The following is a 24,674-nucleotide window of genomic DNA, read 5'->3' as shown; positions in this document are numbered from 1 at the left end:
TCATTCCTGTCGCCTGGCGACAGGAATGAGTCATTCACTACAGCAGGTGCTCCTCGGTACCCGCCTCGCTCAGCGCGGGAGCCAGCGGGCCACCAGCACCCCGGCGTCGGACCTCAACTCCCCGCCGGCGTGCGCGACGACCGCCTGCGTCAGCAAGCGCGCGGTCTCCGGCGGCAGCGTCCCGCCCGCCAGGCACCCCGCCACCCGCTCCCGCCCGAACGGCGTCCCCATCCGGTCCGTCGCGCCGGCCAGACCGGGCGAGTACAGCGCGAGCACGTCGCCGGGGCGGAGCCGCGCTTCCGTGGCCCGCGGTGGAGCTTCGAACCCGGTCGCCACCGTGCCCGTTTCCGGCAGCACGGCGTCGCCGCGGAGGATCAGCGGGGGTGGGTGACCGGCGTCGAGCCAGCGCACCACGCCGGTCACCAGGTCGAGCTCCGCGACCACCCCCGTGACCGCCGCGCCGGACCCGGCCAGCCGCCGGCCGACCGCCGTGTACTGCTCGTCCAGCGTCGCCCCGTCACGCCGCGCCGCGCGGTAGGCCGCCAGCGCGTTCACCACCGCATAGCTCGCGTCGCCCGTGTGCGGGCCGGCGTCGAACATGGCCAGCCGCGCCCACCGTTCCGAGAGCGCGTAGTCGAACACGACCCCGCACAGGTCGTACGCCGGCTGGACGCTCGCGCCGACGACCACGCTCTCGGTCGCGCCGGTCAGCGGCGGCAGGCTCTGCCACAGCAGCTCGGCGGGGGACCCGCGGTGGCGCCGGCGGCGGCGGACGTCGAGACCGTCGCCGTACTGGGTCGTGACCGTGACGAGGTGCCCGAGCAGCGTGCTCAGCCACCGGCACTGCTCCCGCAGCACAGGGTCGTCGGGGTCGGCGTCGTCGGTGGGGACGATCTCCAGCACGCCGAGCCGCTCGACGCCGTCGAGCAGCACCGTCCACAGGGTGGGGCCGGGGTCGTCCCGCGTCACCGCGGTCCCGGCGCGGCGGAAGACGTCGCCGGCGACGGTGGTGTCGATGTCCAGCTCCGCGGCCGAGTCGGCGCGCACGAGCGTCCGCTGGTCGTAGTCGGCGAGGTACAGGCCGATCCGCAGGTCGAGCGCGCGGCCGGCCGCGGCGACGACGGCGGGCAGCCGCTCGGGCGGTGCCCGATGGGCGCCTTCGAGGAGATCGACGAGCGCCTTCAGCGGGCCGTGCAACGGCTTCCCGTCGCGGACCGAGTGGCTGTAGGGCGCGCGGGGCGGCCCGGCCAGCTCGTCGAGCCGCTCGTTGACGGCGTGGGCGAGCATGTCGCGGTCGACGCGGGGCAGCGTGGTCAGGCCGTTGAGGTAGGCGTCCAGCTCCAGCAGGCTCTGGCTGCCGCCGAGCGCGAAGTAGCGCATCCACAGCTGTTCCAGGGTCAGGCCGCTGCGGGGGAAGCAGGCGGTGAGCAGCCGTTGTTGTTCGTCCTCGGGCAGAAAGTGCATGGGCGGCTCACCTTCCCCGCGGCACCGGCGTGAGCAAGCCGGTGGCGGCTTCGGCCGGGCTGAGGCCGTCCGCGCGGGCCAGCGACAGCAGCCGGTCGAACGCGGCGTCCTCGTCGAGGCCGTCGCGGCCCATCAGGAACCCCTTCGCCATGGTGACCAGGTCGCGGTCGCGCAGGGTGTGCTTGAACTGCTCGCTGAAGCGGCTCGCCCGCTCGTAGGCGCGGGCGTTGGCGACCAGCGTGGCGGCGCGGGCGGCGAACGACGCCAGCGTCCGCTCGTCGGCTTCGCTGAACGCGCCGGCGGTCGTTGCGTAGATCTTGATGGCGCCGTGGCAGCGGTCCCCGGCGATGAGCGGGGTGGTGAGCACCGAGCGCAGCCCGGCCGCGCCGGCCGCGGCGCACCACCGCGGCCAGCGCCGATCGGTGGTCACGTCGTCGATCCGCATCGGCGAGCACTCCGCGAGCGCGGCCATGCAGGGGCCCTCGCCGAGCTCGTACTGCAGGGTGTCGGCGTCGCGCACCAGCGGGCTCGACGCGCTCGTCGTGGCGGGCTGGCCTTCGTCGTCGACGAGCGTCACCCCGGCGCCGGCCGCGCCGGCGATCGTCTTCCCCGCGAGCGAGACGACCAGTTCGAGCACCGAGTCGACGGTCTCGCGCGACAGCAGCAGCCCCGACATGCGCGCGGCGACCACCGCCAGCTCACCGTCCAGCGGCAGCCCGTCCGCCCGCTCAGTCGCCATGGCCGCTGAATACCAAGGGGAGGCCGCGGTCAAACGTGCACATGGCCGGGCGCGAAGTGGGTACCCGGAGCGCCCCAGCGGGAGGAGCGGACGTGAAACTGCCGGAACCCACCACGACGGCCTCACCGTCGCTCGACGACGTCACCGGGGCGCTCGAGGCCCTCACCGCCGTCCTGCGGCAGGAAGACGATTTCCGGATCCTGCTGCGGCACGTGTGTCTCCAGGTGTGTCACGCCGTCCCGGGCGTCGCCGAAGCATCCATCACGCTGGTGCGCGCCGAGGAGCCGCACACGGCGTCCGCGACCGCCGCCGTCGTGGGCGAGCTCGACGCCGACCAGTACCGCCTCGGCGACGGTCCGTGCCTGGAGGCCGTCCGCAGCGGCAAGATCGTCCGCACGTCGGTGACCGACGCGATCGAGCGCTGGCCGTCGTTCGCGAGCGGCGCCAGGGAAGCGGGCTTCGGGAGCTTCCTGGCGGCGCCGCTGGTGGCGGACGAGGAGTACACGGGCGCGGTGAACTGCTACGGCCGGCAGGACGACGGCTTCGAGGAGATCGAAGCGCAGCTGCTCGAGCTGTACACGACGGCGGTGGAAGCGGTGTTCCGCGTGTACCACCGGTACCTGGCGGCCCGCGAGACGGCCGAGCACCTGCGAACGGCGCTGACCTCCCGCGCGGTCATCGACCAGGCCAAAGGCATGCTGATGGCGATCCGCCGGGTCGGCGCGGACGACGCCTTCGCGCTGTTGGTCGAGCAGTCGCAGCGGGAGAACGTGAAACTGCGCGAGATCGCCGAGCGGTTCGTGGAGCGGGTCGTTTCCAGCGGGGCTGTTTAATCGGATCGATGCACCGAGACGACAGTGGGGTCCTGCGGCACCCGACGATCTTCGAAGACGACGGCCGGATCACGTTCGTGCGCACTGCCGACGTCGACGCTGTCTTCACAGCCTTCGGCCTTGACCCGGCATCGGCGACACTGCGGAGCCTCGAGGACTGCTGGGCGCCCTCGGGAGCTGCCTACGACGGACGGCCGTGTCTGCGGGTGGCCGCGTCAGGCGCCTGGACGGCGGCGATCGAGCCCGTCCGAGACCGACGTGGTGATCGCCACGATGAACTTCATGGGCCAAGGGTGGCTCGGCCACATCGCACGTGGCCGCCTGCAGTTCGGCCTCGAGGTCGGGCAGGCCTACGACGGCCTGGCCGGTGAGGCGACCGCGCGGTTCGAGCAGCCGCTGCGGGAAGCCGGTCTCATCGACCGGGAGACACCGCGTGATTCGCGTACCGAGTTCGTCGTCGCTCTGGCTGTGCTCGCGGACGAGTTCGGGTTCGGCTTCACCGCCGAGCAGTTCCGCGGACCGCTGCCCACCGCCTTCTTCCCGACCTGACGAGCCCCGCCGGTGGCCGGGGTCGCCGGTGAGCTCACGGTCGTCGCCGTCATGAGCGCACGAACGTCCAGGTCACCGGGATGGTGCCCGAACCGGGATCGGCCAGCTGGGCGAACGCCGGCGCGCTGAGGTCGATGTGCGCGCTGTCGCAGCTCGGGCACTTGTCGGCCACGGGCACGGTGATCGTCCGGCCGTTGTACGAGACCCGGATGGACACGCCCTGGCACAGCGGATCGTTGTTCGGGTTGGCGGTGGTCCAGTACGCGGCGGGCGCGGCGACGAGCATTTGCGTGGCGGCGTCGATCTGCGTGCCGCACGCACCGAAGCCGGCGTCGTTGTAGTAGGTGGCGCGCCCGTTGATGGGCTGGTCGAAGGGAATGTCGGCCCACGCCGTCCCGCTCGTCGTCAGGGGAAGCGCGGCGGCGGCAGCCAGCACGGCGAGCGACTTGATGGTCTTGTGCATTCCGTTCCTTTCCCTCGGGGCGGCAGATGTTAACCGACTCGCGCAATACCGCGCCAGGACCGGAAAATGTCCGGACGACATTTGTTGTCATCGTTGACAAGCTTGCCCGGAAGATTCCGCTGTGAAATCATTTGCCGCGATTTCGGGAATGGGCGGAATCGTCGGAAAACCGCCGTCGTGTGGTGGCTATTCGTACTGGCGACCCGAGGAGGGCTTCGATGCCGGACCTGGCCTACGCACCCGCGGTGGACGCGGACGCCGTCCGCGAGCTGACCGTCGGCTCCCTCCTCCGTGCGGCTGCCGAGGCAGGCCCCGACGCGCCCGCGCTGGTCGAAGGCGTTCCCGACCCCGGGGCCCGGCGCCGCTGGACGTACTCCGACCTGTTGTCGGAAGCCGAAAAAGCGGCTCGGGCGCTGCTCGGCCGGTTCCGGCCGGGCGAGCGGGTGGCGGTGTGGGCCCACAACATCCCCGAGTGGGTGCTGCTGGAAATGGCGGCGGCCCTCGCCGGCACGACGCTGGTCACCGTGAACCCCGCCCTGCGCGAGAAGGAGCTGCGGCACGTGCTGAGCCAGTCGCAGGCGGCCGGCATCTTCCTGGTGGCGGACTACCGCGGCAACCCGATGGCGGAGACGCTCGACCGGGTGCGTCCCGGCCTCCCGCACCTGCGGGAGACGGTCCTCTTCGAGGACTGGCCGGCGTTTCGCGAATCCGGGTCCCCCACCGAAGTGCTGCCCGAGGTCAACCCGGGCGATCCGGCGCAGATCCAGTACACCTCCGGCACGACCGGCACCCCCAAGGGCGCGGTCCTGCACCACCGCGGCATCACCAACAACGCCCGGCTGTCCTACGCGCGGACCCTGGAGATGCGGCCCGGCGAGGCGTTCGTCAACCCGATGCCGCTGTTCCACACCGCCGGGTGCGTGCTGGCCACCCTGGCGCCGATGGCCTCGCTCGGCACCCAGGTCCTGCTGCCGTGGTTCGACCCGGGGCTGCAGCTGGAACTGATCGAAGCCGAACGCGGGGTGGTGTTCGGCGGGGTCCCCACCATGCTGCTGGCTCTGCTCGGCCACCCGCGGTTCGCCGGCACCGACTTCTCGTCCGTGCGCTACGCCCTGGCCGGCGGCGCGACCGTCCCGCCCGAACTGGTCAGGCGCGTCGAGGCCACGCTGGGCGTGCCGATGAGCATCATCTACGCGCAGACCGAAGCTTCACCGGGGATCACCATGACCCGCCTGGACGACAGCCCCGAAGACCGGGCGGAAACGCTCGGGAAGCCGTTGCCCGGCTGCGAGGTCGAGATCACCGACCCCGTCACCGGCGACGTGCGCGCCCACGGCGAGATCGGCGAAGTGTGCACCCGCGGTTACCACGTCATGACCGGCTACCACGGCCGGCCCGACCAGACGGCGGAGGTCATCGACCAGGCCGGCTGGCTGCACACCGGAGACCTCGCCACCATGGACGACCGCGGCTACCTCCGCATCGAGGGCCGGGTCAAGGAAATGATCATCCGCGGCGGCGAGAACATCTACCCCCGGGAGATCGAAAACGTCCTGCTCGGCCACCCGGCCGTGCACGAGGTCGCGGTCGTCGGCGCCCCCGACCCCGAATGGGGAGAACAGGTCGCGGCGTTCGTCCGGCTCACGCCCGGCGAGACCGCCGGCGAAGCGGAACTCTTCGCCCACGTGCGCCGGCACCTCGCACCCCACAAGACACCCCGGATCTGGCGTTTCGTCACCGAATTCCCGTTGACCGGTTCCGGGAAGATCCGCAAGCACGTACTCCGCGACCGACTGGGGCGGTAAGCCCGGCCGGTGGCGTGGTCTCCGGCGGCGACCTCCGCCGTGCGACGATCTGCGGGGAACCCGGATCGGACGAAGGAGCCTCAGACCTTGCCCTTGGTGCACGCTCTGTGGTCTCCGGGCCGGGGTCTGCTGCTCTGGGCCGAGCACGACCGGCGCCCGGCCGGCACGTCTAGCCGCTCGGCGCACATCGCCCTTCCGCATCCGTTCGCGGTCTCCAGCGCGCAGCTGACCGCGCTGCATCCCGGCAAGCCCACGTCGGCGACGTTGCTGCTGCCGTCGCGGGCGAACCGGCCGCTCGCCTCCTCCGAGCCGACGGCGGGCGCCCACCGGCGTGCGCCGTCGCTGCGGCCCTGGTCGGTGCCGGCGTTGATCGTCGACGCGACCGAGCTGGACGACCTCGACGACTCGGCCTCGTACGGCTCGTCGGTCGGCTACCTGCGGGCAGTGGCCCGCCTGGCCGCGGATCTCGTGCGGCGCGGCCGGGTGCTACCGACGTTGGTCCGCCGGGGCGACGCGGCGGAGGCCCGCTGGCGGCCCGTGCTCCAAGGCGTCGACTTCGTCGCCTTCGGCTCGCTGGTCGAGGCCATGCCGCCGGTCGGGCGGGCCGAGCAGATCGCGCCGCTCACCGGGGCGTCGCCGCGCGCGCTCGCCACCGATGCCCTGCACGCACTGGTCGACACTGCGGTCCGGGACCGGCTGGCGCGGGCGGATCCGCCCGTCGACCTGCGCGGGAGCCGGGGCGCGGCCGGGGTGTGGCTGTCCGCGTTGCAGGGCGGCGACGCCCGCGTCGAGCTGCCGCTGGATGAGCTCGGCGTCCTGGCCGACGCCGTCGCGAAGTGGGACGAGGTCGCCGACACCGACGTCGTCGACGGGCGGGCGTGCTTCCGGCTGGCCGAAGCCGGCACCCTGCGCCGGCCGGCCGAGGACGATCCCGACGACCAGACCGGCGACGGCACCAAGTGGCAGCTGCAGTTCCTCCTGCGGGCGACGGCCGATCCGAGCCTGCTGCTGTCGGCGGGGCAGATCTGGTCCGGTGAGGCGAACGGGCTGGTCAGAGACCCGAAGGGGCTGTTCGTCGCCGAACTGGGCCGGGCCGCGCTGGTGGAACCGATGCTCGCGCCGGCGTTGCGCCGGACCCAGCCGTCCGAGTACGACCTGACCGTCGAGGAAGCCGAACAGTTCCTCACCTCGGGCGCGACCCGGCTGATCGAGGCCGGGTTCGAAGCGCAGCTCCCGGCCACCTGGGACGGCCGGCGCCGGCTGGGGCTGCGGCTGTCCGTCCGCAGCACGCCGTCGGAACAGGTCGTCGCCCGCAGCCGCGTCGGCCGCGACGAGCTGGCCGCGTTCCGCTGGTCGATCGCGGTGGGCGACGACGAAATCGGCCAGGAAACACTGGCGAAGCTCGTCGCGGCGAAGACACCGCTGGTGCGGCTGCGGGGCCGGTGGATCAGCGTCGACGCCGACCGGCTCCGCGCCGGTCTCGAGTTCCTCCGCCGCGACCCGCGGCGGCAGACCGAGCGCCCCACCGCGGCCGAACTGCTGGAGCTCGTCCGGCTCGGGCAGGAGACACCGCTCCCGGTCGCCGAGGTCAGCGCCGACGGCTGGGTGGGGGACGTCCTGGCCGGCCGGGTCCACCAGGAGCTCCGGCCGGTCGGGCTGCCGCCGTCGTTCCGCGCCACGCTGCGCCCCTACCAGCAGCGCGGGGTCGCGTGGCTGGCGTTCATGGCGGCGCTGGGGCTCGGTGCGTGCCTGGCCGACGACATGGGCCTCGGCAAAACCGTCCAGACGCTGGCGCTCGAGGCCGTCGAGCGGGCGGCAGGCGAGCGCCGGCCGACGTTGGTGCTGTGCCCGATGTCGCTGGTCGGCATGTGGCAGCGGGAGGCCGCGACCTTCGCCCCGGGCCTGCGGGTCCTCGCCCACCACGGCGGCGCCCGCGCGCACGGGGACGCGCTCGCCGAGCAGGTCGCCGCGGCCGACCTCGTCGTCACGACCTACGCCACCGCGACCCGGGACGCCGGCGAACTCGAGACGGTCACCTGGCGGCGCCTGGTGCTCGACGAAGCGCACGCCATCAAGAACGCCGACACCGCGACGGCCAAGGCGGTGCGGCGGTTCCCGGCCGGGCACCGGCTCGCGCTGACCGGCACCCCGGTGGAAAACCGGCTGGCGGACCTGTGGTCGGTGCTGGACGTGCTCAACCCCGGGCTGCTCGGCACCAGGTTCGAGTTCCGGCAGCGGTTCGCGGCCCCGATCGAGCGCGGCGGCGACACCGCCACGGCGGCCGCGCTGCGCCGCCTCACGCAGCCGTACCTGCTGCGCCGGGTGAAAACGGACCCCGCGATCGTCCCCGAACTCCCGGAAAAGATCGAAATCCGCCAGGAATACCGGCTCACCCGCGAACAGGGCACGCTCTACAGCGCGATCGTCGACGAGATGATGACGAAGATCGAGAACAGCCAGGGCATCAAGCGCCGCGGCAACATCCTCGCCGCGATCACGAAGCTCAAGCAGGTCTGCAACCACCCGGCGCACCTGCTGCACGACGGTTCCCCGATCGGGCAGCGCTCCGGCAAGGTCAGCCGCCTCGAGGAGATCTTGGCGGAAATCCTGGCGTCGGGCGATCGGGTGCTGTGCTTCACGCAGTACACCGAATTCGGCCACCTGCTCGTGCCCCACCTGACGGACCGGCTCGGCGCCGAAGTCGCGTTTCTGCACGGTGGCCTGGCGAAAGGGGCGCGCGACGCGATCGTGGAACGCTTCCAGGCCGGCGACGGGCCGCGGATCCTCCTGCTCTCGCTCAAGGCGGGCGGCTCCGGGCTCACGCTGACCGCCGCCGGCCAGGTCCTGCACCTGGACCGCTGGTGGAACCCGGCCGTGGAGAACCAGGCCACCGACCGGGCGTTCCGGATCGGGCAGGGCCGCACCGTCCAGGTCCGCAAATTCGTCTGCCCGGGCACCATCGAGGAACGCATCGACACGCTGATCACCAGGAAACGCGCGCTCGCGGGCATGGTCGTCGGCGAAGGCGACAGCTGGCTCACCGAACTGTCCACGGACGCGCTGCGCGGGGTGCTCACCCTGGGGGAGGAGGCGATCGATGACTGAGCCGCTTCCGTGGTGGCCGACCCGGTTCATGCGGGCGTTGACGGCGATCGGGATCCTGCTGCCCGCACCCGGCGAGGGACGCGTCGGGTCCTTGACGGTCGGCGCCGGGCGCGTCGACGCCGAGGTGCGGGACAGCCGGACTTATCAGGTGCGGATCGGCCTGACGGCGTTCGGGAAGACGGAGTGGGCGGCGATCACGCACGCGCTCGCCGCGAAGGCGTCGGCCACGGTCCAGCTGCTCCGCGGCGAGCTGCCCCGAGACGTCGAAGAGGTCTTCAAGGCGGTCCGGCTGCCGTTGTTCCCCTCGTCGGCGTGGGAGGTGTCGCTGGACTGCACCTGCCCGGCCGCCGAGGTGCCGTGCGGCCACCTGAACGCGGTGTTCTCCGCGCTCGTGGCGCGGGTCGCCGACGATCCGTTCACCGTCCTCGCATTGCGCGGCCGGGACCGCGAAGCGCTGCTCGAGGAGCTGAAGAACCGGCTCATCTCCGCCGAGCCGCTCGATCCCGACGACCGGTCGCCGGCCTTGACCGAAGTCATGGACACGTTCTTCGACTGCGGCGCGGCCCCCGGCCTGGGCGGCGCGGCGCCGCTGCACGGGCCGCGGACGTCGGTCGACGCGCTGGTGGACCAGGCCCCGCCGTTCACGATCACGGCGGGCGGCGAGGACGTCGCCGAGCTGCTCCGGCCGGTGTACCGGGCGCTGGCCGAGGAGCAAGGCGCCTAGCTTCGGCGAGCCCCTACTTCCGCCGCCCCAGCGCCTTGGCGCGGTCGTGCGCCCAGCCGGCCAGGACGACGCCGGCCGCCGTCACCACCACGGAGCAGACCAGCGTTCCGGCGAACCCCGCCCCCAGCCAGGTCAGCAGGCCGGTGTTGCCGTGGTCCAGCAGCAGCCGGATCGCGCCCTGGGCGCCCAGGACCGTCAAAACCGCCCCCACGATCTGCAGCACGTCGAACTTCACGACTGTCCCCTCCCGGTGTTGATACAAGTGCATCATAACCATGGGTGATATCGTCGGCGGCGTGGCGGGGAGCCGGATCACGGTGCGGGTGGGCGAGCGGCAGCTCGCGCTCTCGAACCTCGAAAAGGTCCTCTACCCGCGGCACGGCTTCACCAAGGGCGAGGTGCTCGACTACTACACCCGCGTCGCGCCGGTGCTGCTGCCGCACATCCGCGACCGCGCCATGACCTTCGTGCGGTTCCCTGACGGCGTCGCCGGCAGCTCCTTCTTCGAGAAGGACGTCTCGCGCCACGCGCCCGATTGGGTGCGCACCGCGCGCCTGACCGTCGGCGGGCGCGGGAAGGACTCCGAGGTCGTCGCCTACCCGTTGATCAACGACCTGCCCGAGCTCGTCTGGGCGGCCAACCTCGCCGCGCTCGAACTGCACGTCCACCAGTGGACCGTCGACGCCGACGACGAGCGGAGCACGCCGGACCGGCTCGTCTTCGACCTCGATCCCGGGCCCGGCGCCACGGTCGTCGACTGCTGCCGTGTCGCCGAGCGCCTGCACGACGTGCTGACCGCCGACGGGCTCACCCCCGTCGCGAAGACCAGTGGCTCCAAGGGGATGCAGCTCTACGCCGGCGTCGTGACGACGGACCCCGGCGAAACATCGCAGTACGCGAAGGCGCTTGCGGACCGGCTCGCCGCCGAGACGCCGGACCTCGTCGTGGCGCGGATGACGAAGACCCTGCGGCCGGGGAAGGTCTTCATCGACTGGAGCCAGAACAACCCGTTCAAGACGACGGTCGCGCCGTACTCGCTGCGCGGGCGCGACGAGCCGACCGTGTCCACCCCGGTCACGTGGGACGAGGTGCGCGCCTGCCGGCACGTCTCGCACCTGCGCTTCACCGCCGGCGAGGTGCTCGAGCGCGTCGACGACCTCGGCGACCTGTTCGCGGACCTGGGCCGGACGCGCGCCGCGATTCCCGCATTCGGCTGAATTTCGGAAACCGCAATTCTCCGGTGTGGACACCCCGGTTCCGGGGGTGTCGGTCGGACGGTTCGGTGGAATTGCGAAACCGCACGCCCGACCAGGCGATTTCGATCGTCCCTTGTGGACTTTTGCACGTGCAGACGGCTGTGTCGCTGCACACCCCGGCGGGCGGGCGGATCTTGTTGTGCGGCAAGGTGGACGGAGTGGGTACGGTCTACCCGTAACCGTTCGTCCTGAGCCGCCGGAGCCGGTCATGAAGATCCAGAAACCGCCGCGGCTTTCGCGTGCTTTCGGCCGTTCGTCGCCGGGAGCGTTGTGCGAGCCGTTCTCGGTGACCACGACGTTCCCCGGTAACCGGTGCACGCTTCTCGTGGTGGTGGGTGACATCGATTTGGCGACCGTCGCCACTTTTGTCGAATGCGCGGAAATGGCACTCGCGCGCGGCGGCGCGCTCGTCGTGGACCTCGGCGGGACGACGTTCTGCTCCGGCGCCGGCCTCCGGGCGCTGCACCGGGTGCAGCACCGCGCGGACGAGCTGGCCGTCCCGGTCGCGTGGGTGGTGCGCACCCCGGCGGTCCGGCGGCTGCTGCGGGGGACCGGCGTCGCCGGCTTCTCCTGCTACCGGGATCGGGCCGACGCCCTGGCGGCGGCCGGCTGATCCGCTTCGACCGGCCGGGCACGGTGCCCGGCGGGGTCCGGGAAGAAAGGAAACGGGTGTCCGTCCTGATCGACACCGATCTCGAGTTCTGGTTCCAGCGCGGCCTGCGCGCGTACCTCGGCGAGGTGGCGGGCGCGCTCGGCTTCGGCTTCGAGTCCTGCACCGTGGACGTCGACGTCCCGGTGTCGGCCTACGTCGCGGTGGACTGGCGGCTGCGCCGCTACCCCGACCGCGACGTGGCGCTGCTGTGGGACGAGGTGCACGGCTGGGCCGTCGCGGTCGAGGCGGCGTGCGGGGAGGAGATGATCGTGCTCGCCTACCTCGGCGGGGCCGACATCCTCCCGCCGTCGCGCGTGGTCGTGCGGTTCCTGGCCGCGCTGCGCGCCGGGGACCTGGCACCGGACGGGCCCGGCTCACCCGTGCTGCGCCGCGCGGGCAGCCACCAGGACCTGCTGCCGTTGCTGCCGGCCGGGTGACGCGACGCGGGGCGATCCTCCACACTGGAGCGATGGGGACGGTGCCGGACGCGGTGGCGCCGATGCTGGCCGTCGACGGGACGCTCCCGGACGACGACCAGCACGGCTACGAGTGGAAATGGGACGGCTTCCGCGGCTGCGCCCGGGTCGCGGCCGGCGGCGAAGCCCGGATCACCAGCCGCAGCGGCAGCGACCACACCCACCGCTACCCCGAGCTGCAGGACGTCTTCGCGCCCGCGCTCGGCGGGCACCCGGCGGTGCTCGACGGCGAGGTCGTCGCGCTGAACGCGGCCGGCCGCCCGGAGTTCGAGCTGATGCAGCGCCGCGCCATGCACGAGCCGACGGCGAAGCTGCGCGCCGAGGTCCCGGTCGTCTACTTCGCCTTCGACCTGCTGCGGATCGGGAGCGAGCCGCTGCTGGACCGGCCGTACGAGCAGCGTCGCGAGCTCCTGGCCGAGCTGGTCCGGCCCGCCGACGGCCGGCTCGTCGTCCCGCCCTGGTACTCCCGTGCCGACATCGCGCCGGACCAGCTGCTGGCGACGGCGGCCCAGCACGGCATCGAGGGCGTCGTCGCGAAGCGGCTGGACGCGCCTTACCTGCCCGGCACGCGGTCGCCGTTGTGGACCAAGCACGCGCTGACCCAGACGCGCGAAGTGGTCGTCGGCGGCTGGCGGACCGGCGCCGGCCGTCGCGCGGGCACGCTCGGCGCGTTGCTGCTCGGGGGCTACGACGACGACGGCGCGCTCGTCTACATCGGCGACGTCGGCACCGGGTTCACCGACGAGGCGCTCGACCGCCTTCGCGACGTCCTGGCACCACTGGCCCGCACGCAGTGCCCGTTCGGCACCGAAGTGCCGCGAGACCGCGCCCGGGGCGCGCACTGGGTCGAGCCGGACCTCGTCGGCGAAGTCGTCTACCGCCGCGTCACCCCGGACCTGCGGCTGCGCCACACGTCCTGGCGCGGCCTGCGCCCGGACCGGACCCCCGCCGAGGTGCGCGTGCCCCGGCCGACGGGAGCGGGATGACCACCTCGGTGCACCTGGTCGAGATCACCGACGCGAACCGCGACGCGGTGTGCGCCCTGCGCGTGCGGCCCGGCCAGGAGCGGTTCGTGGCGTCGGTGGCGAAGTCCCTCGACGACGCCGTGACGACGCCCGAAGGCGAGCCCTGGTACCGGGCCGTGTACTCCGGCGACGAGCCGGTGGCGTTCGTGATGCTCAGCTGGAACGTCCCGCCCGGGCGGGACGGCATCCTCGGGCCGTACTTCCTGTGGCGGCTGCTCGTCGACGGCCGGCACCAGGGGCGCGGGATCGGCCGCGCCGTCCTGGACGAGGTCGTCGCGCTGGTACGGGCCGCCGGCGCGACCGAACTGCTCACGAGCCACCAGCCCGGCGACGACGGACCCGGCGCTTTCTACCGCAGGTACGGGTTCGCGCCGACCGGCGAGATCGACCACGGGGAGATCGTGCTGCGGCTCGACTTGTGATCGCCGTCACGGCCGGTCACATCGGTGCGGTGGGCGGAGTCGTGGGAGTGACGGACACCGAATCCCGGCGTCCGCGCCCCTCGAAGGAGTTCCGATGTCCACCGCCTACGTGATCGTCACCCTGTTCGCCGCCGCGTTCGTCGGCTTCTCGGCCGTCTCGGTCTTCACCCGCGCGAAGTGGGTCGTCGAGCCGATCACCTCCTACGGCGTGCCGCAGGCGTGGTGGAACCGGCTCGGCGCGGCGAAGGCCGCCGGCGCGGCCGGCCTGGTCGTCGGCTTGTTCGTGCCGCCGATCGGCGTCGCCGCGGCGATCGGGCTGGTGCTGTACTTCCTCGGCGCGGTGGTCACGGTGGCCCGCGCGCGGTCGTACGGGCACCTGGCGTTCCCGGTGCTCTACCTGGCCCCGGTCGTCGCGTCGCTGGCGCTGCTGTCCTGACCGGCGAGCCAGGTGAGCGCGTCGGCGGCGTGGCTCAGGACGGAGATGTGCCCGTCGCCGGGGGAGAGGCGAAGCTCGGCGCCGGGGATCCGCTCGGCGAGCCACTTGCTGTGCGTGGCGGGGATCATCCGGTCGTCCTCGCCGTGCACCAGCAGGACCGGCGCGGTGATGGCGGCGAGGTCGCAGCCCCAGGGCCGGACGGCGGAGAGGTCGTCGTCGATCAGGCCGACGGCTCCGAGCGCGGGCCGGACGACGTCGTTGAGCCAGGACCACGACCCGTTGAGGGCGGCGAAGTCGGCTTCGGTGAAGACCTCGGGATCGAACTCGGCGGCGGCTTCGTACTTTTCCTTGGCGGCCCGCCCTTCGGCGGCGGCACGCAGGGAATCGGCACTGGCGGCGGCCATGCCGTCGAACCAGCCCTCGGCTTCGAAGGGCGCGACGGCGGCGAGGATCGCGACGGCTCGGACGCGGTCGGGGAGCAAGGCGGCGGTGGCGAGGGCGGGCGCGCAGCCGCCGGAGTGGCCCATGACGGCGAAGCGGCCGACCCCGAGCGCATCGGCGACGGCGGCCGCGTACTCGGCGGCGTCCCCGATGGTCCGGTCGGGCACGGGCGTGGAGGAGCCGTAGCCGGGCCGGTCGTAGGAGATCCACCGGACGCCGAGCGTGTCGGAGAGCGGCAGCAGCGGTCCGGGCGGGGCGCCGAGGTTGGGCGTGCCGTGGTGCCAGAGGACGGTGAGGGGCGCGGGGCCGCCGGTGTCGTAGACGTGCAGGGTGCGCCCGCCGGGCAGGGCGAGGTCGGTTTCGGTGACGTTCACCGGGCCAGCTTTCCCGCCAGCCAGGCCAAGGACAACGGGTACCGGTAGTCGATCGCGGCGTGACCCGCCTCGAACAGCTCGAAGTGGATCCGCTCCGCCGGCAACCCCGCCTTGAGGACCTCCGCCCGGAACGCCTCCGCGCCCACGTCGAGGAAGTACTCGTCGCTCGTGCCCGCGTCGATCCAGACCGCTCGCCACGAACTCACCGCCGACGCCCGCGCCGGGACCATGCGGACCGGGTCCCAGTCCAGCCACCGCTGCCACACCTCCGGGCGGAGCACTCCGGTCGCCGGGTCGAACGGCAGCTCCGGCGTCCCGTCGGGGCGGGCCGAGAAGCACGCCGAGACCCCGAGCAGCTGCAGCAGCGTCGGGTCGTCGGGGGACGTGAACGCCGGGCGGGACCGGAAGTCCGCCCACCACTCGTGGATGTCGCCGCCGTAGCCCCGCAGCGCGCGGACCGCCTTGCCGAAGTCGGGGACGTAGCACAGCTCGTAAAGCGAGTCGCCCGCGTGCGTCGCCAGGGCGCCGAAGAGGTCCGGGCGCAGCATCGGCGTGATCATCGCGCCGAAGCCGCCCGAGGACTTGCCCGCGATCGCGCGGGACTCGCGGTCCGGGATCGTCCGGTAGTGCTCGTCGACCCACGGGACGATCTCGTCGCACAGGTACGAGTGGTACCGGCCGGTGCCCGGGGAGTCGACGAACTGCGAGCCGCCGTAAGCCGTCCACGCGTCGACGTACACCACGACGCAGCCCGGCGCGCCGTTCGCGAACACCGCGTCCGCCGTCTCCACGAACGGCTGCCGGAACGGCGTCCGGTTGGCCCACATCGACAGGTGCCCGGTGTAGCCCTGGATGACGTACACCGCCGGGTACCGCTCGGCGCTGTCGTCATACCCCGGCGGGACGTACACCCACAGCGGCCGCTCGTGCGGGTCGCCGAGCGGGTTGTCGCGCAGCAAGGCGGAAGTGACGGTGTGCCGGTCGAGCCGGCCGGCGAGGTCGCCGTCCCAGGGCAGCATGTCGCCAGTCAACCACGGCCCAACCGGTTGCGGGGGCTAAGCGATACCTCTTTTCCGCGCGTAGCGTTGAGCCGTTTCGCCTCGACCTCCGTGTTATGGGCACGGTGGTGGGTCAGGGGAATGCGGGGTAGAACCATGAAACATCCGGGGCCGTTGTGCACACTGCTCGCCGGTGTCGTGCTCGCCGGCGGGATCGGGATCGTCAACCTGGCGACCGGGACCGGTGTCGCACCGGTCGCCGGAGCCGCCAACGCGGCCGCCGCCGGCACCACGGCGGCGCCGCCCAAGACGTCCGGCGTGCCGAAAACCGAAGCACCCCAAGTGGATGCGCCCGCCCGGGCGGACTACGCGGGGCGCGTCACCGGCGGCGGCGCGTCCGTCGCGGTGTCGGTGCGCGACGGCCACGCCATCGCCTACCTCTGCGACGGCAAGAAGGTCGAAGCCTGGCTGCAGGGCGTGACGGTCGGCGGGAAACTCGACCTCAAAGGGGCGAAGAACGCGAGCCTGACGGGCAGCTTCGACGCGGCCGCGGTCACCGGGACCGTGACGGCGTCCGGCAAGACCTGGCAGTTCATCGCGCCCACGGCGAAGAAGCCCGCGGGGCTCTACCGCGCGGCGCCCAAGGTCAAGGGCAAGCCGGCGAAGGTCGGCTGGATCGTGCAGCCCGACGGCAGCCAGGTCGGCATCCTCACGACCGAGGCGGACTCGGCGGCCGCTCCCGCGCTCGACGCGGCGGCCGGCACCGCGACCGTCGACGGCGCGCCCGTGACCGCCGAGCCGGTCAGCGGCCTCACCGGGAACGGTGACTTCTGATGACCACGGCGGGCAACCGCGCCGCGGCCGCGCTCCTCGTGCCCCTCGTCGTCGGCGCCGTCGTCTCGGTGGTGCTCGGCGTCTACGGCAGCCTGCACACGCCGACCGGCGTAGCGGTGAACGTCGCCGGGTTCTCGAGCCCGATGGCGGTGAAGGCGTGGCTCGCGACGGTCGTCGTCGTGCTGGCCGTCGTCCAATTGCTCTCGGCGCTGGCGATGTACGGCAAGCTCGGCCGGAACGTCCCGGCCTGGGTGTCGCCGGTGCACCGGTGGTCGGGGCGGCTCGCGTTCCTGGTGTCGATCCCGGTGGCGCTGCACTGCCTCTACGCGCTCGGGTTCCAGGCGTTCGACACGCGCGTGCTGCTGCACTCGCTGCTGGGCTGCTTCTTCTACGGCGTGTTCGTCGCGAAGATGCTGCTGCTGCGCAAGGACGGCGCGCCCGGATGGTCGCTCCCGGTCCTCGGCGGGCTCGTGTTCACCGGGCTCGTCGGGCTCTGGCTGACCGCGTCGCTGTGGTTCTTCACCCAATCGGGCTTGACGTTCTAGGGGGGATCGTGGGCAACGAAGACACGGACCCGGCGGTCACGCGCCGGACGGCGATCGCGGCGGCCGGCGCGGGACTGGTGGCGGGCTGCAGCACGTACGGCGGCAGTACGGCCACATCGTCCGCCGCGCCGGCGCCCGCCGCACCGGGTGGCACCGAACTGGGCGCGGCCGCGGACGTCCCGGTCGGCGGCGGCAAGGTGTTCGCGGACAAGCAGGTGGTGGTGACCCAGCCGGCGGCGGGGACGTTCGCGGCCTTCTCGGCGGTCTGCACGCACCAGGGCTGTACGGTGGACACCGTCGCGGACGGCACCATCGACTGCCCCTGCCACGGCAGCAAGTTCAAGATCGCCGACGGCTCGGTCGCGAACGGCCCGGCGGCCAAGGCCCTGGACAAGAAGGCGGTCACCGTCGCGAAAGGCAAGATCACGCTGGCCTGAGAAGTGGTGGGTGCATGACGTCCGGGGCGGGCGAGCGGCTCCTCGAGTTCCTCCGGGAGGTCCGGGCGACCACCTCGTGGACGGTGGCCGTCGAGGAGACGGGCACCGGGTCGCAGTGGCGGCTCGGCGGATCGACGTGGCAGGCCACCGTCGTCGTCGAGCCCGGGCGCTGGCTCGGGGTGGAGTTCGAGGCCCGGGATCCGGTGACCGGCCGGAGCGCCACCTACGACATCGACACCGACCTGTACGGCATCGCACGGGACGGGCAGCGCGGATTCGCCGAGGAGATCGAACGCGACATCGTCGAATTCCTCGGCAACCTCAGAAAGGGATCCGTGCTGCGCGGGAACGACGGGGCGAAGTTCGTGCTCGTCTTCCCGCTGGACGGTTCCTGCGTCCGCGTGGTCCGGGGCCGCTTCCTGACCCGCGCGTCCACGCACGCCGATCTCGCCGCCGCCCGGGCCGGCGGTGACTTCGTCCCGGTGGACTGAGACTCCTAGGCGTAAGCCTTCACGACGGTCAGCCCGTCAACTGTCCACAGTGGACCTGACGTGTCCAGTGACCCCCGCGTGACGCGGCCGTCCGCACAGGCGAACCGGGTGCCGGGGACGGAATCGTCCGCGACCGCCGTGCACTGCACGCCGCCCTCCAGCGTCAGCAGGAACGGGTCGGCGGTCCCACCGGGCTCCGGCGGCACGGGCAGCGCACCGCCGTAGGCCAGCAGCACGGCCTTCACCACCGAGGCCGGGCAAACGACCCGTGTCCCCGGGATGGCGAAGCACGGGTCGTACGTCGTCCCGCCGCTCGTGCAGCGGTACGCGTCGTGTCGGCCCGTCACCGCCGACACCGAGCCGCAGACCCCGGTCGCCCGGTTCGCCGTGGCCCGCGGCCGGTACTCGACGGTCTGGGTGAACCGCTGCGCACGGCTCGTCGTGACCCGGACGTCGAACGCGGGGCCCTCCCCGGCGAGACCGGCGGTCACCGGCCCGATCCCGGGCGCGAGGAACCGGCGCACCACGTCGCCGCCGGCCGGGTGGCACGACCCGAGCGCGGCTCAGACGGCGGCCTCCGGCCGGTCCGCGGTGACGTGCCCCGCGCCGGCGTCCGCGGCGCACGCCGCCACCTCGGGAGCGGGCTCGGCGGCGTCGGTCAGGCCGAACAGCGCGGCGAGGCGGTGGGTGGCCGCGGCGAGCGTGGTGCCGATCGCGGGCCCGGGCTCGGCCCGGCCGCGGACGGTGCCGGGAAGCCGGCCGAACGGGACGTCGTAGGTCACGGCGGAGCCCGGCCAGAGCAGGTCACCCTGCCGCGAACGGCCGGCCGGCCCGCCGGCGGTGACCATCCGGGCGGCCGGTGCGGGCCAGCCCGGCGGCAGGGTGATCCGGTAGGGCACGCGGGCGTTCGACGTCAAGGTGACGCTCGCGTGGCCACGGCCGGCGCTCACGCAGGCGGACAGCGGTGCCGCCGGGTCGAGGCCGCCGAGGGCGACGACGACGCCGTCGGAGCCTGCCGAGCGGCCGGCGCAGCCCGGCCGGGGCGCCGGTGCCGGCCGGGCTTCGCGGCCGAGCGCGGCGAAGTCGAGCAGCCCGCCCCAGACCGGGCCTTCCCGGGCCACGTCCGCGACGATGCTCCGGCTCGCGGCGTCGTACACCGCGGGGACGAGTGTTCCCTCCCTGATGACGACGGGCGCGAACCCGGCCGGCGGCGGCGCGGGCAGGGGAATCCGCACCCGCACCGGCGCGGTGCCGTCGAAACCCAGGTCGGCGCCGCCGCCGACCCGCCGCGTCAACGGCGGCGCGACGGCCGGTTCCGGCACCGGCCGCACGGAGACGCGCGCGTCGACCTCGATCCCGGCGACCGTCCCAGCCGGACTCTCCGTCGCGAGAAAGCGGTGCTGCACCAGCACTCCGGCCCCACCGAGCAGCAGCACGAGCACCGCCGCGGTCAGTGCGAGCCGGGCCGGCCGGTCGTTCGTGGCCATCGGCGCCTCCCGGAACACCTACTTCCGGCAAGTCACCGGACCCCTCCTGGTCGTTAGCCGCCGTGGCCCAACCGTGACAGCGCGGGACCTACGCTGGGGGCGTGGCCGAGCTCGCCCAAGTGAACGTCGCGGTGCCGCGGGCGCCGCTCGACGACCCGGTGATGGCCGGTTTCGCGAACGCCTTCGACGTCGTCGCGCGGCTCGCCGAAGCCGCGCCCGGGTTCGTCTGGCGGCTCGCCGCCGAGTCGGGTCACGCGGTCCTCGCCACCACCGCCGGGGTCGAAGTGGTCGTCAACGTGTCGGTGTGGCGCGACTACCAAAGCCTGCACGAGTTCGTCTACCGCGGCGCGCACGGACGGTTCCTCCTGCGCCGCCGCGACTGGTTCGCACCGACGCCGCCGCCCGCGACCGCGTTGTGGTGGGTGGCCGACGGCCGGCGGCCCACCGTCGACCAGGCCCTGGCGCGGCTGGGGTTCCTCCGGGACCACGGACCCTCGCTCCAGGCGTTCACCCCGGTCCGCCGGTTCACGGTGGACGGTCGCCGCGTCCGGTAACCGGTCGCCGCCGGGCCGCCCGTCTGGCACCATCGGACCGGTGAGCCCGGTCGAGATCGCCTGCGACGAGTCGGGCTCCGAGGGCGAGAACCTCGTCGGCGGCGAAACGGACGTCTTCGCCCACGCCGGCGTCCGCCTGACCCCCGAGGCCGCGCGTGCCTGCGTGGCCGAGATCCGGGCCCGGATCGGTTCGCCCGCCGAGGAGTACAAGGCCAACCACCTGCTGCGCGCCAAGCACCGCCCGGTGCTCGAGTGGCTGCTCGACTCCGGCGGCCCCCTCGCCGGCCGCGGGCACGTGCACCTGACCGACAAGACGTTCTTCGCCGTGCGGGCCGCGGTCACGCTGCTGGCCGAGGACGGCACCGACGCCATGGCGCGCACCCTCCACCGCGCCGGTCCGGCCGCGTTCGGCGCCGAGCGCTGGGCGTACTTCCTGGCCGCGTTCACCAGCGTGCTGCGGCTCCGGCCGCGGCGCGGCGTGACGACGTCTCCGGCGGAGTTCTTCGCTCTGGCAGCCGAACTCGCCGCGACCCCCGGCGAAGCCGGTGAAATCCTGGGCCGGCTCAAGGACGGCGGCGGCCGCGTCGCCGACTACCGCGTCCGGCTGGCGACCGACCCCGGGCTGATCCCGGTGCTGGATCCGCTGGTGCCCGCGGTGATCCACACCGTCCGGCACTTCAGCACCGGCGGCACCCCGGTCGCCCTGGTCCACGACGAGCAGCTGGCCCTGACCGGCGAGCGCGTGCTGCAGCTCAAGGCGACGCTCGGGCACCGGCTGGCCGGCGTCCGGTTCGTCGACTCGCGGTCCGACGCCCGCGTGCAGGTCGCCGACTTCCTCGCCGGGGTCGCCCGCCGGATCGCCTCCGACGCGCTCAACGGGCGCGGCGACGCCCGCCTGACCGCGTTGTTGGAGTCCTTTGTGGACACCGAATCCGTGTGGAACGCCGTCAGCAGTTGACGACCTGGGTCGGTGACGTCGTGTTGTCGAGCCGCTTGACGTACGCGCCGCCGGTGCGATGGGCGCAGGCGGCGTCCTTCGTGCCGAACGGTCCACTGTAGACGGCGTACACGTCGGCGCCGTTCACCTGCTGCCGCAGGGAGCCGCATCCCGTGCTCGGCGCGTGCAGGTACGCCGAACCCGGGTGGGCGTCGAGGAACCGTTGGACGTCGGCGCGGTAGCGGGCCGGGGTGATGGCCGAACCGAGGATCACGACGAACGAGCCGTCGCACGCGGGGGTGCTCATCGCCGTCGCCAGGCCGAGGTCGGCGCCGCTCGCGACGCTGGTGGCGACGGACGTCCGGACGCTGACCTGCGTCGTCGTGACCGGCGGGGCGGTGACCGGCGGCGCCGCGGACGACGTCGACGCGGGCGGCGCGGAGGTGGGCGTGGTCGCGGCCCGCGACGACGGCTTGAGAACGGTGAACCACCCGACGACGGCCACGAGCGCGAGCAGGGCCACCGCGGCGACCAGCCACGGCGCCTTCGACGGCCGCCTCGGCTCCGCCGTCGGGGCCATCCGGGTGGCCTGCCGGGTCGGGGGCGAGGCGACGTGGACCGGGCTGGTGCCGCCGAGCGCGGCCCGGGCGGCGTCCGCCAGCTCCGTCACGCTGCCGAAGCGCGCCGCGGGGTCCTTCGCCATGCCCCGCGCGATCACCGCGTCGAACGCGGCGGGCAGCCCGGGCCGCAGCGCGCTCGGCAGCGGCGGCGGCTGGTGCAGGTGCGCGCCGATCAGCGACGCGGCCGTCGTCGCCGCGAACGGCTTGCTGCCGGTCAGGCACTGGTGCAGCACGCAGGCGAGCGAGTAGACGTCGACGCGGTGGTCGGCCGGCCCGTCGGTGAAGCGCTCGGGCGCCATGTAGTCGAGGGTGCCGACGGCGCCGCCGGTCGCGGTGATGCCGGTGGCGGGCCCGGCCGCGCGGGCGATGCCGAAGTCGACGAGGTAGGCGAACCCGGTGGCGCCGACCAGCACGTTCGACGGTTTGACGTCCCGGTGCACCAGGCCTTCGGCGTGCGCGGCCGCCAGGGCCTGCGCGACCTGCCCGACGACGTCGACCGCCTCCGCCGGGGCCAGCGGGCCGCCCGCGGCCAGCCGGCTGCCCAAGTCGTCGCCGTCGACCAGGCGCATGTCGAGGTAGAGGCGCCCGTCGATCTCACCGTAGGCGTGGATCGGGATCACGTGCGGCTCGCGCAGCCGCGCCACCGCGTGCGCCTCCCGCCGGAACCGCTCCTGGAACTCGCGGTCGGCCGCGAACTCCGGGGCGAGCAGCTTGAGGGCCACGACGCGGTCGTGGCGCGAGTCGTAGGCGCGCAGGACCTCGCCCATGCCACCGCGCGCGATCGACGACTCGACGCGGTACGGGCCGAACTGCCAGCTCACGCGCACCCTTTCCGCAAGGCACCCCGGACACCGGGAAGTCTGCCCTACGCGGCGCGGCGTTACAGACACCGCAGCCCACGTACCCTGGGCTGGTGCGGACCCGCCCCACCCTGACCTGGACGTCCCCGGACGCGCCGCTGCCCCGGACCTCGAGCCTCGACGAGCTCGCCGACGTCGTGACGCGGCGCGGGGTCGCCGTGCTCAGCGGGGCCGGGCTCTCCACCGAGTCCGGGATCCCCGACTACCGCGGCGAGTCCGGCAGCCTGCGCAAGCACACGCCGATGACCTACGACGAGTTCGTCACCAGCGCCGAGGGGCGGCAGCGGTACTGGGCGCGCAGCCACCTCGGCTGGCGCACCATCGCCCGCGCCGCTCCGAACGACGGCCACCGCGCGGTCGCCGCCCTGCGCGACGGCGGGTACCTCGGCGGCGTCATCACGCAGAACGTCGACGGCCTGCACCAGGCGGCCGGCACCGCGGACGCCGTCGAGCTGCACGGCAGCCTCGACCGGGTGATCTGCCTGGACTGCCGCCGCACCAGCCCGCGCGCCGAGCTGGACCGGCGGCTGCGGGCGGCGAACCCGGACTTCGGGGGCGCCGCGACCCGGATCAACCCGGACGGCGACGTCGAGCTGCCCGAGGACGTCGTGCGCCGGTTCACGCCGGTGCCGTGCACCGAGTGCGACGGCGTGCTCAAGCCGGATGTGGTGTTCTTCGGCGAGAACGTGCCGCGGCCCCGCGTAGAGCAGTGCTACCGCCTGGTCGACGAGGCCGGCGCGCTGCTGGTGCTGGGCTCGTCCCTGACGGTGATGTCGGGCCTGCGGTTCGTCCGCCACGCGGCGGCCGCGGGCAAGCCGGTGGTGATCGTCAACCGCGGCGAGACACGCGGCGACCGCCATGCCTCGCTCCGCGTCGACCTGCCGCTGGGGCAGGCGCTCACCGAGCTGGCGGCGCGGCTGGGGTGCGCGGTGCCCGGGGATCGCGACCGAAGCGCGTGAGCAGCCGGTCCTGCCGGGACGCGCCGGGCGCGGCGGCCGGTGGCTCGGCGAAGACGCGGGAGTTCAGCGCCAGCCCCGCGAAGATGTCGTCGTAGCTCTCGTCGATCCACGCGACGAGGCCGGGGTCGAGGGTGTCGTCGGCGCCGAGGGCGCGGGCGAGGTCCCAGGTGTGCACGGTGCTGTCGGTGGTGCGGACGGCGAGTGCGCGCCGGCCGGTCAGCTTGCCCAGCGGGTAGTCGACGACCCGGTCCAGCGCGCCGTCTTCGGCGAAGGCCTCGGCGCAGATCCGCACCGATTCGGTGAACGCGGTGACGGGGTCGTCGCCGAGGGCGTCGGCGTCGCGGGCGGCCAGGAAGTCCTCGCGGGTGGCGCCGCGCAGGAGCCCGACGTAGTTGAGGTTGCCCCGGGTCATGTGGTTCACCAGCGCCCGCACGTCCCAATCGGTGCACGGTGTCGGCGCGTGCCAGCCGTCGGGCGGGACCGCGCGGAGATGGCGTTCGAAACCCTGGCCGGCCAGGAGAAAGCGATCGAGGAGCATGCCCGCCAGTCTGGCCCGGTGCCGGGCGCCGCGCAGGCGGGTTTCCGACGCCGTGGACGAGCCGGCCCGGGCGGGCTGGGGGAAACGCGCCCTGGGCCGGCTCTGCGACGGACCTCCACAGCCGGTCGTTGCCTGCAAGACGCCGTGGCCACCCCGCGCGTTACACCGGTTGCAGCCCCGTCCACGACCAGCGCGGCATCGCCAGCCCACCGGGCACTTCTTCGGCCGGCCCGGGGTAGGTGAGCACTTCGGCCACCGCCCACTCCATGTAGGACCGCAGCGCGGCGCGGAACTCGGGGTCGGCGGGCAGGCCGGCGTCGTCCGCGGCCCCCATGAAGCAAGCGACGAACCGGCGGCCGAGGTCGCTCATGTCGCCGTTGCCCGCGTGCATCCGCAGTACCGCCGAGTGGTCGTTGCACTCGGCCGAGAAGCGCGGCGGGCCGCCCATGACCTCGGCCCAGTACCAGGCCAGCCGCTCCACGTGCCGGGGATGCTGCCCCGGGTGCGAGAACGGGTGGTTCAGCTCGGGGTCGGCCAGGCAGCGCTCGTGGTGGGCGGCGGCCAGCGCGAGGAACGCGGGGTCGCCGCCGGCGAAGTCGTACAGCGTCGGACGCACCCGTCGAGCCTGGCACGCGGGGCCGCCGGACGCC

General features: G+C 73.4%; 29 protein-coding genes. 18 read left to right on the top strand and 11 right to left on the bottom strand.

The window, feature by feature from the left end; translation table 11 throughout:
• Positions 1–69: 69 nt before the first annotated feature.
• Together ABFJ78_RS39535 and ABFJ78_RS39530 are read right to left on the bottom strand one after the other, a co-directional pair.
• Positions 70–1,464, bottom strand: a complete 1,395-nt coding sequence (locus tag ABFJ78_RS39535; protein WP_436392576.1) for a PP2C family protein-serine/threonine phosphatase — start codon at positions 1,462–1,464, stop codon at positions 70–72.
• A 7-nt stretch (positions 1,465–1,471) separates the two neighbouring features.
• Positions 1,472–2,203, bottom strand: a complete 732-nt coding sequence (locus ABFJ78_RS39530) for a GAF domain-containing protein (RefSeq protein WP_436392575.1) — start codon at positions 2,201–2,203, stop codon at positions 1,472–1,474.
• Positions 2,204–2,295: 92 nt separating this feature from the next.
• Between ABFJ78_RS39530 and ABFJ78_RS39525 the strand changes: the two genes are divergently transcribed.
• Together ABFJ78_RS39525 and ABFJ78_RS39520 are read left to right on the top strand one after the other, a co-directional pair.
• Positions 2,296–3,036, top strand: a complete 741-nt coding sequence (locus ABFJ78_RS39525; protein WP_436392574.1) for an ANTAR domain-containing protein — start codon at positions 2,296–2,298, stop codon at positions 3,034–3,036.
• 282 nt (positions 3,037–3,318) lie between these two features.
• A complete protein-coding gene (locus ABFJ78_RS39520; protein WP_436392573.1) occupies positions 3,319–3,585 on the top strand; it encodes a hypothetical protein in 267 nt (88 codons plus the stop codon).
• A 49-nt stretch (positions 3,586–3,634) separates the two neighbouring features.
• Here ABFJ78_RS39520 and ABFJ78_RS39515 read toward each other — a convergent pair whose 3' ends face one another.
• The gene (locus ABFJ78_RS39515; RefSeq protein WP_436392572.1) at positions 3,635–4,048 is read right to left on the bottom strand and encodes a cysteine/serine endopeptidase inhibitor; all 414 of its coding nucleotides are present in this window, start codon (positions 4,046–4,048) and stop codon (positions 3,635–3,637) included.
• Positions 4,049–4,266: 218 nt separating this feature from the next.
• Here ABFJ78_RS39515 and ABFJ78_RS39510 point away from each other — a divergent pair, with 218 nt between their 5' ends.
• The 3 genes from ABFJ78_RS39510 (at position 4,267) to ABFJ78_RS39500 (ending at position 9,682) form a co-directional block, all read left to right on the top strand.
• A complete protein-coding gene (locus ABFJ78_RS39510; protein ID WP_436392571.1) occupies positions 4,267–5,853 on the top strand; it encodes an AMP-binding protein in 1,587 nt (528 codons plus the stop codon).
• An 87-nt stretch (positions 5,854–5,940) separates the two neighbouring features.
• Positions 5,941–8,958 (top strand): DEAD/DEAH box helicase, encoded by a 3,018-nt coding sequence (locus ABFJ78_RS39505; RefSeq protein WP_436392570.1) that lies wholly within the window; start codon positions 5,941–5,943, stop codon positions 8,956–8,958.
• Complete coding sequence (locus ABFJ78_RS39500) at positions 8,951–9,682, top strand: hypothetical protein (protein WP_436392569.1); 732 nt, start codon at positions 8,951–8,953, stop codon at positions 9,680–9,682. Before ABFJ78_RS39505 ends, ABFJ78_RS39500 begins: the two co-directional genes overlap by 8 nt.
• Positions 9,683–9,695: 13 nt before the next feature.
• Here the strand turns inward: ABFJ78_RS39500 and ABFJ78_RS39495 are convergent, their stop codons facing one another.
• Positions 9,696–9,917: a hypothetical protein gene (locus ABFJ78_RS39495; protein WP_436392568.1), complete on the bottom strand. Its 222-nt coding sequence runs from the start codon at positions 9,915–9,917 to the stop codon at positions 9,696–9,698.
• Between the two features lie 40 nt (positions 9,918–9,957).
• Between ABFJ78_RS39495 and ligD (ABFJ78_RS39490) the strand changes: the two genes are divergently transcribed.
• The 6 genes from ligD (ABFJ78_RS39490) (at position 9,958) to ABFJ78_RS39465 (ending at position 13,949) form a co-directional block, all read left to right on the top strand.
• Positions 9,958–10,899 (top strand): non-homologous end-joining DNA ligase, encoded by a 942-nt coding sequence (gene ligD / locus ABFJ78_RS39490; RefSeq protein ID WP_436392567.1) that lies wholly within the window; start codon positions 9,958–9,960, stop codon positions 10,897–10,899.
• Positions 10,900–11,146: 247 nt separating this feature from the next.
• A complete protein-coding gene (locus tag ABFJ78_RS39485; RefSeq protein ID WP_436392566.1) occupies positions 11,147–11,551 on the top strand; it encodes an STAS domain-containing protein in 405 nt (134 codons plus the stop codon).
• A 56-nt stretch (positions 11,552–11,607) separates the two neighbouring features.
• A complete protein-coding gene (locus ABFJ78_RS39480; RefSeq protein ID WP_436392564.1) occupies positions 11,608–12,027 on the top strand; it encodes a DUF6292 family protein in 420 nt (139 codons plus the stop codon).
• Between the two features lie 32 nt (positions 12,028–12,059).
• Positions 12,060–13,052, top strand: coding sequence for a non-homologous end-joining DNA ligase (gene ligD / locus ABFJ78_RS39475; RefSeq protein ID WP_436392563.1), 993 nt, complete (start codon positions 12,060–12,062; stop codon positions 13,050–13,052).
• Positions 13,049–13,513 (top strand): GNAT family N-acetyltransferase, encoded by a 465-nt coding sequence (locus ABFJ78_RS39470; protein WP_436392562.1) that lies wholly within the window; start codon positions 13,049–13,051, stop codon positions 13,511–13,513. Before ligD (ABFJ78_RS39475) ends, ABFJ78_RS39470 begins: the two co-directional genes overlap by 4 nt.
• A 94-nt stretch (positions 13,514–13,607) precedes the next feature.
• Complete coding sequence (locus ABFJ78_RS39465; RefSeq protein WP_436392561.1) at positions 13,608–13,949, top strand: DoxX family protein; 342 nt, start codon at positions 13,608–13,610, stop codon at positions 13,947–13,949.
• On the opposite strand, the gene ABFJ78_RS39460 is transcribed toward ABFJ78_RS39465, so the two are convergent.
• Both ABFJ78_RS39460 and ABFJ78_RS39455 read right to left on the bottom strand, forming a co-directional pair.
• Positions 13,907–14,764 carry an alpha/beta fold hydrolase gene (locus ABFJ78_RS39460; RefSeq protein WP_436392560.1) on the bottom strand — a complete coding sequence of 286 codons (858 nt, stop codon included), beginning with the start codon at positions 14,762–14,764 and terminating at the stop codon, positions 13,907–13,909. The two genes, ABFJ78_RS39465 and ABFJ78_RS39460, sit on opposite strands and share 43 nt — an antisense overlap.
• Positions 14,761–15,783 carry an alpha/beta hydrolase gene (locus tag ABFJ78_RS39455; protein WP_436392559.1) on the bottom strand — a complete coding sequence of 341 codons (1,023 nt, stop codon included), beginning with the start codon at positions 15,781–15,783 and terminating at the stop codon, positions 14,761–14,763. The genes ABFJ78_RS39460 and ABFJ78_RS39455 overlap by 4 nt, the downstream gene beginning before the upstream one ends.
• 135 nt (positions 15,784–15,918) lie before the next feature.
• On the opposite strand from ABFJ78_RS39455, the gene ABFJ78_RS39450 reads away from it, so the two are divergent.
• Genes ABFJ78_RS39450 through ABFJ78_RS39435 form a run of 4 tightly spaced genes read left to right on the top strand, consistent with a single transcriptional unit; the run spans position 15,919 to position 18,069 of the window.
• Complete coding sequence (locus ABFJ78_RS39450) at positions 15,919–16,596, top strand: hypothetical protein (RefSeq protein ID WP_436392558.1); 678 nt, start codon at positions 15,919–15,921, stop codon at positions 16,594–16,596.
• Positions 16,596–17,141, top strand: coding sequence for a DUF6529 family protein (locus ABFJ78_RS39445; protein WP_436392557.1), 546 nt, complete (start codon positions 16,596–16,598; stop codon positions 17,139–17,141). Before ABFJ78_RS39450 ends, ABFJ78_RS39445 begins: the two co-directional genes overlap by 1 nt.
• Positions 17,142–17,149: 8 nt before the next feature.
• Complete coding sequence (locus ABFJ78_RS39440; protein WP_436392556.1) at positions 17,150–17,578, top strand: Rieske (2Fe-2S) protein; 429 nt, start codon at positions 17,150–17,152, stop codon at positions 17,576–17,578.
• A 14-nt stretch (positions 17,579–17,592) separates the two neighbouring features.
• Positions 17,593–18,069 carry a hypothetical protein gene (locus tag ABFJ78_RS39435; RefSeq protein ID WP_436392555.1) on the top strand — a complete coding sequence of 159 codons (477 nt, stop codon included), beginning with the start codon at positions 17,593–17,595 and terminating at the stop codon, positions 18,067–18,069.
• Positions 18,070–18,074: 5 nt separating this feature from the next.
• On the opposite strand, the gene ABFJ78_RS39430 is transcribed toward ABFJ78_RS39435, so the two are convergent.
• Both ABFJ78_RS39430 and ABFJ78_RS39425 read right to left on the bottom strand, forming a co-directional pair.
• A complete protein-coding gene (locus tag ABFJ78_RS39430) occupies positions 18,075–18,593 on the bottom strand; it encodes a hypothetical protein (protein WP_436392554.1) in 519 nt (172 codons plus the stop codon).
• A gap of 39 nt (positions 18,594–18,632) precedes the next feature.
• The gene (locus tag ABFJ78_RS39425) at positions 18,633–19,556 is read right to left on the bottom strand and encodes a hypothetical protein (protein WP_436392553.1); all 924 of its coding nucleotides are present in this window, start codon (positions 19,554–19,556) and stop codon (positions 18,633–18,635) included.
• A 101-nt stretch (positions 19,557–19,657) separates the two neighbouring features.
• Between ABFJ78_RS39425 and ABFJ78_RS39420 the strand changes: the two genes are divergently transcribed.
• Both ABFJ78_RS39420 and ABFJ78_RS39415 read left to right on the top strand, forming a co-directional pair.
• The gene (locus ABFJ78_RS39420) at positions 19,658–20,110 is read left to right on the top strand and encodes a DUF3291 domain-containing protein (protein WP_436392552.1); all 453 of its coding nucleotides are present in this window, start codon (positions 19,658–19,660) and stop codon (positions 20,108–20,110) included.
• A gap of 40 nt (positions 20,111–20,150) precedes the next feature.
• Complete coding sequence (locus ABFJ78_RS39415) at positions 20,151–21,068, top strand: DUF3800 domain-containing protein (protein ID WP_436392551.1); 918 nt, start codon at positions 20,151–20,153, stop codon at positions 21,066–21,068.
• Here the strand turns inward: ABFJ78_RS39415 and ABFJ78_RS39410 are convergent.
• Positions 21,058–22,488 carry a protein kinase domain-containing protein gene (locus ABFJ78_RS39410; protein ID WP_436392550.1) on the bottom strand — a complete coding sequence of 477 codons (1,431 nt, stop codon included), beginning with the start codon at positions 22,486–22,488 and terminating at the stop codon, positions 21,058–21,060. The two genes, ABFJ78_RS39415 and ABFJ78_RS39410, sit on opposite strands and share 11 nt — an antisense overlap.
• Positions 22,489–22,580: 92 nt before the next feature.
• On the opposite strand from ABFJ78_RS39410, the gene ABFJ78_RS39405 reads away from it, so the two are divergent.
• Positions 22,581–23,486, top strand: a complete 906-nt coding sequence (locus tag ABFJ78_RS39405) for an NAD-dependent protein deacetylase (RefSeq protein WP_436392549.1) — start codon at positions 22,581–22,583, stop codon at positions 23,484–23,486.
• Here the strand turns inward: ABFJ78_RS39405 and ABFJ78_RS39400 are convergent.
• A complete protein-coding gene (locus ABFJ78_RS39400; protein ID WP_436392548.1) occupies positions 23,425–24,024 on the bottom strand; it encodes a TIGR03086 family metal-binding protein in 600 nt (199 codons plus the stop codon). The genes ABFJ78_RS39405 and ABFJ78_RS39400 overlap by 62 nt on opposite strands.
• A 160-nt stretch (positions 24,025–24,184) precedes the next feature.
• On the bottom strand, positions 24,185–24,640 hold the full coding sequence (locus ABFJ78_RS39395; RefSeq protein ID WP_436392547.1) for a group II truncated hemoglobin: 456 nt from the start codon (positions 24,638–24,640) through the stop codon (positions 24,185–24,187).
• Between the last annotated feature and the right edge of the window lie 34 nt (positions 24,641–24,674).

Origin of the sequence: Amycolatopsis sp. MEPSY49 (assembly GCF_051337345.1) — a bacterium.
Classification (GTDB): Bacteria; Actinomycetota; Actinomycetes; order Mycobacteriales; family Pseudonocardiaceae; genus Amycolatopsis.
Note: the sequence above shows the minus strand (reverse complement) of the source record. Positions and strands in the feature narration are given on the sequence as shown.